We start from the raw sequence: 6,783 nt of genomic DNA, 5'->3' as shown, positions 1-6,783 counted from the left end.
CGGGCCAGGGACGCCGGGGCCATGGCGTACCTCGTGAAGCCGTTCAGCAAGAGCGACGTCGTTCCGGCGATCGAGATGGCCGTGTCGCGCTTCAACGAGTTGCGGACGCTGGAGAAGGAGATCGCCGACCTCACCCTGAGGCTGGAGACCCGCAAGCTCGTCGACCGTGCCAAGTCGGTCCTGCAGACGGAGTACGGCCTGACGGAGCCCGCCGCGTTCCGGTGGATCCAGAAGACGTCGATGGACCGGCGCATGTCGATGCAGCAGGTCGCGGAGGCGGTCATCGCGGACGCCGCCGAGAAGAAGGCGGCCAAGGGCTGACGAGGCCGCGGACGGACGTACGAATACGAGGCGGCCCGCACCCCCGGTCAGGGGTGCGGGCCGCCTCGTTCATGCCGTACACGTACCGTCGGAGGACGGCGGACGGTCTAGTCCTCGCCGAGGTACGCCTTGCGTACCGACTCGTCGTGGATCAGGTCCTGGCCGGTGCCGGAGAGGACGATGCTGCCGACCTCCATGACGTGTCCCTGGTCGGCGAGGGAGAGCGCCGCCTGGGCGTTCTGCTCGACGAGGAGGATGGTCATCCCGGTCGCCTTGAGTTCGGCGATGGTGGACATGATCTTCTGCATCATGATCGGCGAGAGGCCCATGGAGGGTTCGTCGAGCATCAGCAGCTTGGGCTGGCACATGAGCGCGCGGCCCATGGCGAGCATCTGCTGTTCGCCGCCGGAGAGGGTGCCCGCGGCCTGCTTCCTGCGTTCCCCGAGGATGGGGAAGAGGTCGTAGGCGCGCTGGATGTCCTTCTCGATGCCTGCCTTGTCGGAGCGCAGGAAGGCTCCGAGCTGGAGGTTCTCGGTGATCGTCAGCCGGGGGAAGATGTGGCGTCCCTCGGGGGAGTGGGCGAGGCCGAGGGAGACGATCTTGTGGGCGGGGACGCCGGTGATCGGCTTGCCGTCGAAGAGGACGCGGCCGCTGCTGGGCTTGAGGAGCCCGGAGAGGGTGCGCAGGGTGGTCGTCTTGCCGGCGCCGTTGGTGCCGATGAGGGTGACGATCTGGCCGGCTTCGACGGTGAAGGAGATGCCCTTGACGGCTTCGATCTTGCCGTAGGCGACCTTGAGGTCTTCGACCTCCAGCAGTGCGGTCACTGGGCGGGTCCTTCCGTGCTGGTGGTGCCCTGCGCTTCGGCGGCCTCGGCCGCTTCGACCTCGGCGGCCTCTTCGGAGCCGGGGGCGCCTTCGAAGGGGGTGCCGAGGTAGGCGGCGATGACGCGTTCGTCGTTCTGGACGATGTCCGAGGTGCCTTCGACGAGCTTCTGGCCTTGGACGAGGCAGGCGACGCGGTCGCTGAGGTTGAAGATGAAGCGCATGTCGTGCTCGATGACGAGTACGGCGATGCCTCGGTCGCGGATCGCGAAGACGAGTTCTTCGGTCGCCCTGGTCTCCTGCGGGTTCATGCCGGCGGTGGGCTCGTCCAGGAGGAGGAGGCCGGGGTCGCTCGCCATGGCCCGGGCGATCTCGAGCTTGCGCTGTTCGCCGTAGGGGAGGTTGCGGGAGAGATGGTCGGCCTTGTGCGCGAGGCCGATGAACTCGAGGAGTTCCATGGCGCGTTCGCGGGAGGCGGCTTCGGCCTTGCGGAAGCCGGGGCCGCGCAGGAGGGCCGACCAGAGGCCTTCCTTGGTCCTGGTGTGGCGGCCCACGAGGACGTTTTCCAGGACGGTCATGTTGGCGAAGAGCCGGATGTTCTGGAAGGTGCGGGCGATGCCGGCGCTGGTGACGAGGTGGGGCTTGGGCGGCAGGACGGTGCCCTTGTAGGCGACTCGGCCCTCGGTGGGGACGTAGAGGCCTGTGAGGCAGTTGAAGAAGGTGGTCTTGCCCGCGCCGTTGGGTCCGATGAGGCCGACGATCTCGCCGCTGTTGACGGTGAGGTCGACGCCGCGTACGGCGGTGAGGCCGCCGAAGCGCATGGTGACGCCGGTGGCTTCGAGGACGGGGCTGGTGGCCGTGGTGGTGGTCATGCTGGTCACGCCCCTGCCTTGGTGACGCCGACGGTGGTGTCGGGGAGGCCGCTTTCGGGGATGTCGAGCTGGCCGGTGTCGTGGAACTCGAGCTGGCGGCGCCGGTTGGCGATGATGCCTTCGGGCCTGAAGCGCATGAGGATCACGAGGGCGATGCCGAAGGCGAAGAGCTGGTACTCCTTGAGGAAGCCGAGCTTCTCGGGGAGGAGGTAGAGCAGCGTGGCGCCGAGGATGGGGCCGCTGACGGTGCCCATGCCGCCGAGGACGACCGCGGCGAGCAGGAAGGCGGAGTTCGGCGGTACGGAGCCGGCGAACTGGTAGGGGGCGGGGTTGACGCTGTAGCCGACGTGGGCGCTGACGGTGCCGGCGAGGCCGGCGAGGGAGGCGCCGAGGGCGAAGGCGATGAGCTTGACGCGGAAGCCGTTGATGCCCATGGCGGTTGCGGCGGTCTCGTCCTCGCGGATGGCGATCCAGGAGCGGCCGATGCGGGAGTCCGCTGCTCGGGTGAAGACGACCACGACGATCGCGGTGATGATCAGCATGAGCAGGAAGTAGTTCGCGAATCGGCCGATGGTGATGGAGCCGATGTTGTGGGCGGTCCCGAAGTTGAATCCGAAGATCTCCAGGTCGGGGATCATCGAGATGCCGTTGGGGCCGTTGGTGATGTTGGGGCCGGAGGTGCCGTCGAGGTTGTTGACGGTGATGCGGAAGATCTCTCCGAAGCCCAGGGTGACGATGGCGAGGTAGTCGCCGCGCAGTCGCAGGGTTGGGGCGCCGATGAGGACGCCGAATACGAGTGAGGCGAGCATGCCGGTGAGCATGGCGGCCCAGAAGGGGAACTGGACGCCGGAGAACCGGGAGAACTCGGATCCGGAGACCAGGGCCGCGGCGTAGGCGCCGACGCCGAGGAAGGCGACGTATCCGAGGTCGAGGAGGCCGGTGAGGCCGACGACGATGTTGAGGCCGAGGGCGACGGTGGCGACGACGAGGATGTTCACGCCGAGGTTGGAGTTGTGTTCGTCGTTCTCGACGAAGGGGAAGAGTGCCGCGGCGAGGAAGGCCATGGAGGTGGCGAATCCCTTGTGGCGGGCGTTGAGTACCGAGATGCGGTCGAAGAGGCCCGCGGTGAACAGGGCCCAGGTGCCGAAGACGATCAGCAGTATGTAGCCGAGGAACGTTTCGCTGGCGTCGGGGTCGACGCCGATGCCGTAGGCGAAGACGATCAGGGCCGCGGCGGTGGCGGCGGTGATGACGAGGCGTTCGACCCACTCGGGGAGCTTGGCCGCGGTGGGGATGTTCTCGGGCTTGGCGAGGTAGCTCTTGGGTGTGTCGCCGGGCTGGGGGAGCGCGAGGGCGCCGAGGAGGGCGGCCAGTGAGAAGATCGCGGCGATGTAGGCGCCGGGGTCGAGGGCGATGAGGCCTTCGAGGTCGACGGCGATCGCGATGGCGCTGAACCAGCAGACGGCGAAGGCGGAGGCGGCGGCGAGGGCGACGGGTGCGACGGCGCTTGCCGGGTTGAGCCAGTTGAGGCCGCGTACGTGCCAGAGGGTGAGCGCGTACAGGAGGGTGAGTGCGCCTGCGACGAGGGCGAGGATCTGGAGTCCGGCGGGGGAGCCGTAGTAGGTGAGGTCCCCGGGGAAGTCGGACGTGTAGGTCCACGACATGAACGTGCTGGCGATGGTGCCGACGGCGCCGACGGCGATGAGGACGCGGGCGATGCCCTGGGGCAGTGCGATGAGGCCCCGGGGGGTGTCCGTGGTCTGTGCGGTGGTTTTGGGGGTTTCGGTGGTTGCCATGGTGGTCACGCCCTGTCCGCGACGCGCTCGCCGACCAGGCCTTGTGGCCTGAACAGCAGTACGAGGATGAGGAGGACGAAGGCCCAGACGGAGGCCCAGCCGCCGCCGCCGAGCTGCTGCATGCCGGGGATGCCGTCGATGTAGGAGGTGGCCATGGTCTCGGCGAGGCCGAGGACGAGGCCGCCGATCATGGCGCCGTAGATGTTGCCGATGCCGCCGAGGACGGCGGCGGTGAAGGCCTTGAGGCCCATCTGGAAGCCCATGTCGTACTTGACCGAGCCGTAGCGCAGGCCGTAGGCGACGGCGGCGACCGCGGCGAAGAATCCGCCGATGGCGAAGGCGATCACGATGATGCGGTTGGTGTCGATGCCCATGAGCTGGGCGGTGTCGGGGTCCTGCGCGGTGGCCTGCATGGCGCGGCCGGTGCGGGAGAGGTTGACGAAGAGGGCGAGGGCCGCCATGCAGAGGGGGGCGGCGACGATGACGAACACCGAGCCGCTGCTGATGCTGACGGAGCCGAGGTGCCAGGGACCGAAGGGGAGCTGGGGGAAGTTGATGTCGGTCTTGGCGTCGGGGTACCAGTTGAAGACGGCCTGCTGGAGGGCGAGGGAGAGGCCGATGGCGGTGATGAGGGGCGCGAGGCGTGGTGCTCCGCGCAGTGGTCGGTAGGCGAAGCGTTCGGCCCCGACCGCGATGAGGACGGAGACGATTCCGCCGCCGATGAGCATCGCCGGTAGGGCCACCCACATGGTGGTGCCGTCGGGGAGGACATAGAGATAGACCGTGAGCGCGCCGAAGCCGCCGGTCATGAAGATCTCGCCATGGGCGAAGTTGATGAGCTGGACGATGCCGTACACCATCGTGTATCCGATGGCGATCAGCCCGTACATCGAGCCGAGGAACAGCCCGTTGGCCAGCTGCTGCGGCAGAGTGTTCACCGCATGGCCTCCATGTGGGTGGTGGGAGTAGTGAGCAGGGCGTGAAGCGGGCCGCGCGGTTGGTGTGATCGTGGCCGCGCGGCCCGTGGGGTGGTGCTAGCGGCGGTGGGGATCAGCCGTTGAAGGTGCCGCTCTTGACGGCCTTCCACTTGCCGTCGGTGACCTGGTAGACGGTGAGCTGCTTGTTGGTGGTGTCGCCGTACTCGTCGAAGGCGACGGGGCCGGCGATGCCGTCGAACTTGGACTTCTGGACCTCGGCGACGATCTTGGCGCGGGCGTCGCTGGGGACCTTGCCGTCCTTCACGACGTTGCCGATCGCCTTGATGATGGCGGTCGCGGCGTCGTAGGAGTAGCCGCCGTAGGTGCCGTAGTCGCCCTTGAGGCCGGAGGCCTTGTACTTCTTGATGAAGTCGGCGGCGGAGGGCAGGGAGTCGACGGGGGCGCCGACGGAGGTGACGAGGTCGCCCTCGGAGGTCTTGCCGGCGGTCTCGATGTAGGTCGGGGTGAACATGCCGTCACCGCCGAACAGGGGGATCTTGGCGCCGCCGTCCTTGAGCTGCTTGGTGAGCTTCTCGGACTCGTCGTACTGGCCGCCGTAGTAGACGAGGTCGGCCTTGGAGTTCTTGATCTTGGTGACGAGGGCGGAGAAGTCCGTGTCGCCGGTGTTGACGTGGTCCTCGCCGGCGACCTTGCCGCCGGCCTTGGTGAAGCCGGCCTTGAAGAGCTTGGCCAGGCCCGCGCCGTAGGTCTGCTTGTCGTCGACGACGAAGACGTTGCGCTTCTTCAGCGTGGTGAAGGCGTACTCGGCCGCGAAGCCGCCCTGGAGGGCGTCGGTGGTGGCGGTGCGGAAGTACGTCTTGAACGCACGCGACTTCGACGTCTGCCAGTTCTTGCCCTGGGTGAGCTCGGGCGCCGTGTTCGAGGGGGAGATCTCGACCAGGCCGGCGGTGTCGAAGACCTGCTGCATCTGGGTGGCGACGCCGGAGTTCAGCGGGCCGACGACGCCGAGGACCTTGTCGTTGCCGACGAGCTGGGTGGCGTTCTGCTGGCCGCTGGCCGGGATCGCCTTGTCGTCGAGTGCCAGGACCTTGAAGGTCACGCCGGGGACGGTGTTGTTCTTGTTGGCGTCGTCGACGGCGATCTGTACGCCGCCCTGGATGCCGAGGCCCGTGGCGGAGTTCTGGCCGGTCAGGGGGGCGTCGACACCGATGATGATCTCGGTCTTCTTGTCGCCCGAGTCCCCGCTCTTGTTGTCGCGCGAACCGCAGGCGGTCAGTGCGAGTGCTCCGGTGGTGAGCATGGCGGTGAGTACGACCAAAGAACGCTGACGCACGTTTAAATCCTCTCCCTGGCGCAGCGGCCCTCTTGGGCTGCCGTGTGTCTCGCCGGGCCGTACTGAGGTTGAGCTGGTCGTGCAGTAGACGCGCCCGGCGGCGCGGTGACTGGCCGTGACTCTAAGCCCCTCAGGTGTCGGGAGCATATGGGCGGGCTTGCTTGTGACTTTCTTGTTATGACGTACCGGTTGATGATCCTTGGTGAAGGAGATTTTCGGCCACTTTGGCTGGAATCCCTATCTGCCCATATTTTGAGAACCCGCACTTCCCGTCGCCCGTGGGCTTGGCCGTGCGGGCGCTGGGCCGCAGGCCGCTCGGGCGAGCCTGGAAAGGTCGTCGGGGTAGGCGCCGCCGAAGGTGAAACGGTGGTGCTGTATTGCACGCGTGTTACGCAGCGTTACGTCGAGAAAAGACGCGTCCGTGGTGCGGGGAAGGGCCGCGCAGTCGACGACTGATATCTGGACGGTGATCCGGCGGGTCGTCCCGGCGATGACCGTCGAGGCCTCGTCGGGTGAGATGCGGGCGGTGAGACCGCCGGAGGCGGCGCCGTCGACGCGCAGGGTGACGGGTGGTCCGCTGTGCGCGGTCACGGCGAAGCGGAACAGGCCGTTGGCGGGCGCGGAGTCGAAGGTCGCGGCGAGTCCCTTGTAGTGGATCGTGGTGACGTTCGCCGGCCAGGGGACGGGGGTGGGGGGTTCGGC

The 6,783-nt window shown here is 67.6% G+C and carries 6 protein-coding genes and 1 pseudogene; 1 reads left to right on the top strand and 6 read right to left on the bottom strand.

The window, feature by feature from the left end; genetic code table 11:
* Window positions 1-321, top strand: a 321-nt coding sequence (locus AOK08_RS15770; RefSeq protein ID WP_157876689.1) for an ANTAR domain-containing response regulator, incomplete at its 5' end; no start/stop codon positions are given.
* A gap of 107 nt (window positions 322-428) precedes the next feature.
* Here the strand turns inward: AOK08_RS15770 and AOK08_RS15765 are convergent.
* From AOK08_RS15765 to AOK08_RS15740, 6 genes and pseudogenes are all read right to left on the bottom strand, one after another.
* On the bottom strand, window positions 429-1,145 hold the full coding sequence (locus tag AOK08_RS15765; protein WP_055526195.1) for an ABC transporter ATP-binding protein: 717 nt from the start codon (window positions 1,143-1,145) through the stop codon (window positions 429-431).
* Window positions 1,142-2,014: an ABC transporter ATP-binding protein gene (locus tag AOK08_RS15760; RefSeq protein ID WP_198539280.1), complete on the bottom strand. Its 873-nt coding sequence runs from the start codon at window positions 2,012-2,014 to the stop codon at window positions 1,142-1,144. Before AOK08_RS15760 ends, AOK08_RS15765 begins: the two co-directional genes overlap by 4 nt.
* Before the next feature lie 5 nt (window positions 2,015-2,019).
* The gene (locus AOK08_RS15755) at window positions 2,020-3,810 is read right to left on the bottom strand and encodes a branched-chain amino acid ABC transporter permease (protein ID WP_055526196.1); all 1,791 of its coding nucleotides are present in this window, start codon (window positions 3,808-3,810) and stop codon (window positions 2,020-2,022) included.
* Window positions 3,811-3,815: 5 nt separating this feature from the next.
* The gene (locus tag AOK08_RS15750) at window positions 3,816-4,748 is read right to left on the bottom strand and encodes a branched-chain amino acid ABC transporter permease (RefSeq protein WP_055526193.1); all 933 of its coding nucleotides are present in this window, start codon (window positions 4,746-4,748) and stop codon (window positions 3,816-3,818) included.
* Window positions 4,749-4,860: 112 nt separating this feature from the next.
* A complete protein-coding gene (locus AOK08_RS15745; protein ID WP_241826962.1) occupies window positions 4,861-6,081 on the bottom strand; it encodes a branched-chain amino acid ABC transporter substrate-binding protein in 1,221 nt (406 codons plus the stop codon).
* A gap of 237 nt (window positions 6,082-6,318) precedes the next feature.
* Window positions 6,319-6,783 (bottom strand): annotated as a pseudogene (locus AOK08_RS15740) (hypothetical protein); the annotation flags it as partial.

Origin of the sequence: Streptomyces graminilatus, from assembly GCF_001418565.1 — a bacterium.
Lineage (GTDB): Bacteria > Actinomycetota > Actinomycetes > Streptomycetales > Streptomycetaceae > Streptomyces > Streptomyces graminilatus.
Note: the sequence above shows the minus strand (reverse complement) of the source record. Positions and strands in the feature narration are given on the sequence as shown.

Excerpts from the sequence above, each read along its gene's own strand:
- AOK08_RS15760 (WP_198539280.1), bottom strand. The coding sequence starts at position 2,014 with ATGACCACCACCACGGCCACCAGCCCCGTCCTCGAAGCCACCGGCGTC.
- AOK08_RS15755 (WP_055526196.1), bottom strand. The coding sequence starts at position 3,810 with ATGGCAACCACCGAAACCCCCAAAACCACCGCACAGACCACGGACACC.